At 54.6% G+C, this 3,303-nt stretch carries 2 rRNA genes; both read right to left on the bottom strand.

The features are described 5' to 3' along the window. Window positions 1-93: 93 nt before the first annotated feature. Window positions 94-209, bottom strand: a 5S ribosomal RNA gene (gene rrf / locus C8D99_RS14915). Between the two features lie 62 nt (window positions 210-271). Next, window positions 272-3,264 (bottom strand): 23S ribosomal RNA (locus C8D99_RS14910). Between the last annotated feature and the right edge of the window lie 39 nt (window positions 3,265-3,303).

Here is a 3,303-nt window from a genome sequence, read left to right as displayed (position 1 = left end):
AGAGCACGAAAAAAGCGGAGAATCTCCGGCTGTGGCCGGAAACTCTCCGCTTCGCAATGCTCTGTTTCATCTGTAATCCAATAAAAAAAGGACTTCCGGCAGCGTCCTACTCTCCCACGGATAGCCTCCGCAGTACCATCGGCGCTGGAGGGCTTAACTGCCGGGTTCGGCATGGAACCGGGTGTGACCCCTCCGCTATGACCACCGGAAATCCAATTCATGTATCCCCATGAATCAAACTCCTTCACAAAATGAAGAAAAACTGAAAATCGAGGAAAAGGCCTCGGCGTATTAGTACCGGTCAGCTCAACCCCTCTCAGGGCTTACACCTCCGGCCTATGTATCCTGTATTCTCCAGGACGCCTTACTTCCTTAAAGGAATGGGGTATCTCATCTTGAAGGCGGCTTCCCGCTTAGATGCCTTCAGCGGTTATCCGTGCCGAACATAGCTACCCGGCTTATGCAACTGGCGTCACAACCGGTACACCAGCGGTTCGTCCACTTCGGTCCTCTCGTACTAGAAGCAGATCTCCTCAAATACCCTACGCCCGTGGTGGATAGGGACCGAACTGTCTCACGACGTTCTAAACCCAGCTCACGTACCGCTTTAATGGGCGAACAGACCAACCCTTGGGACCTGCTTCAGCCCCAGGATGCGACGAGCCGACATCGAGGTGCCAAACCTTGCCGTCGATAGGAACTCTCGGGCAAGATCAGCCTGTTATCCCCAGGGTAGCTTTTATCCGTTGAGCGACGGCCCTTCCATTCGGAACCGCCGGATCACTAGCACCGACTTTCGTCCCTGATCGACCCGTCGGTCTCTCAGTCAGGCCACCTTATACGCTTGCGCTCTTATAGGGCGATTTCCATTCGCCCCGAGGTGACCTTCGCGCGCCTCCGTTACTCTTTGGGAGGCGACCGCCCCAGTCAAACTGCCCACCTGGCAGTGTCCCCCCCGTCGATTCAGACGCAAGGGGTTAGAATTCCATCATATCAAGGGTGGTATCCCAACGTCGGCTCCACAAATGCCAAAGCACTTGCTTCAATGCCTCCCACCTATCCTGTGCATGATAGGACAAAATCCAGTACCAGGCTACAGTAAAGCTCCATGGGGTCTTTCCGTCCCACCACAGGTACCTGGTGTCTTTACCAGGACCACAATTTCACCGGGTCTCCCGTCGAGACAGCGCTCAGATCGTTACACCATTCGTGCAGGTCGGAACTTACCCGACAAGGAATTTCGCTACCTTAGGACCGTTATAGTTACGGCCGCCGTTTACTGGGGCTTCATTTCAAAGCTTCGCCTTGCGACTAACCTCTCCATTTAACCTTCCAGCACCGGGCAGGTGTCAGTCCCTATACTTCGGCTTGCGCCTTATGCAGAGACCTGTGTTTTTAGTAAACAGTCGCCTGAGCCTGGTTTCTGCGACCTCTCTCAGCTCCAACAGCATTGTTTTCACCAGAGAGGCACCCCTTCTCCCGAAGTTACGGGGTCAACTTGCAGAGTTCCTTAACGAGAGTTATCCCGCTCACCTTAGCCTGTTCAGCCAGCCCACCTGTGTCGGTCTCGGGTACGGGCACAAAAAGACCTCCCTAGCAGCTTTTCTCGGCAGTCGAGCGTCAATGGCTTCAACTCCATTACAGAGTCTCCCCGTCAGGTCTCGGCTCAGTCAGGCGGATTTCCCTGCCCAACACGCCTACTCCCTTGACCCGGGACTTCCATCACCCGGGTCCACCTAGCTTCCTGCGTCACTGCTTCAGTCAAACGGTCCCTCCGCGGGGCAGGAATATCAACCTGCTGTCCATCGACTACGCCCTTCGGCCTCGCCTTAGGTCCCGCCTTACCCTGGGTGGATTAGCCTTCCCCAGGAACCCTTGGGCTTCCGGTGAGTATGTTTCTCACATACTTTGCGCTACTCATGCCGGCATTCTCACTTCCATGCAGTCCACCGAACCTTACAGTTCGACTTCTCCCCACATGGAACGCTCCCCTACCGATTCATACCATAAGTACAAATCCCGCAGCTTCGGCGCTATGCTTAGCCCCCTGTATTTTCGGCGCAGAAATCCTCGACCAGTGAGCTGTTACGCACTCTTTAAAGGATGGCTGCTTCTAAGCCAACCTCCTGGCTGTTTGGGCATTTCCACATCCTTGCCACACTTAGCATAGCCTTTGGGGCCTTAGCTGACGGTCTGGGCTGTTTCCCTCACGACCACGAAACTTCTCTCCCGTAGTCTCACTCCTATGGTCCAACATGATGGTATTCGAAGTTTGGTTGAATTTGGTAGGACCCCAGTCCCCCGCGTCCATCCAGTGCTCTACCCCCATCTGTCATCCATAAGGCTGCACCTAAATGCATATCGGGGAGAACCAGCTATCACCGCACTCGATTAGCTTTTCACTCCTATCCACAAGTCATCCGAGACTTTTTCAACAGGCACCGGTTCGGTCCTCCACCCCGTTTCACCGGGGCTTCAACCTGCTCATGGATAGATCGTGCGGCTTCGGGTTCATTTCCAGAAACTTGTCGCCCTATTCAGACTCGGTTTCCCTGCGGCTCCAGTCCAGACGGACCTTAACCTCGCTACTGAAAATGACTCGCCGGCTCATTTTACAAAAGGCATACCGTCACCTTCCACGCACTCGCGTACGCTTCCGGCTCCGATTGATTGTAGGCACACGGGTTCAGGTCTTTTTCACTCCCCGCCAGGGGTGCTTTTCACCTTTCCCTCTCGGTACTGTTTCGCTATCGGTCGCCATCAGTATTTAGCCTTGGACCATGGTCGGCCCGGATTCAACCGGAATTTCACGTGCTCCGGCCTACTCGGGAGATTCCATATGGAGCCGCCTGCATTTCGCCTACGGGGCTCTCACCCTCTGCGGCATGCTTTCCCAATACACTTCGACTATACAGACGGTTTGTAACTCCACGGACAGCCTGCGGACCATCCTCTGAAATTCCCACAACCCCATACCCGCAACGACCGCAGTCTTGACACGGATACGGTTTAGGCTAATCCCCTTTCGCTCACCACTACTCAGGGAATCTCTTCGATTTCTTTTCCTCGGGTTACTGAGATGTTTCACTTCACCCGGTTCCTCCCGCTTCCGCGGGTGACTGGACTGCTCCAGCCGGGTTGCCCCATTCGGAAACCTCCGGATCACGGAATGCTTGCTTCTCCCCGGAGCTTTTCGCAGCTTGCTGCGTCCTTCATCGGCTGTTGGCGCCAAGGCATCCACCGTGTGCCCTTAGTACCTTTTCCTCGTTTCAGTTCTTCTTCCTCTATGAAGTTGTCAAGATA

Source organism: Aminivibrio pyruvatiphilus (genome assembly GCF_004366815.1).
GTDB classification, from domain to species: domain Bacteria; phylum Synergistota; class Synergistia; order Synergistales; family Aminobacteriaceae; genus Aminivibrio; species Aminivibrio pyruvatiphilus.
Note: the sequence above shows the minus strand (reverse complement) of the source record. Positions and strands in the feature narration are given on the sequence as shown.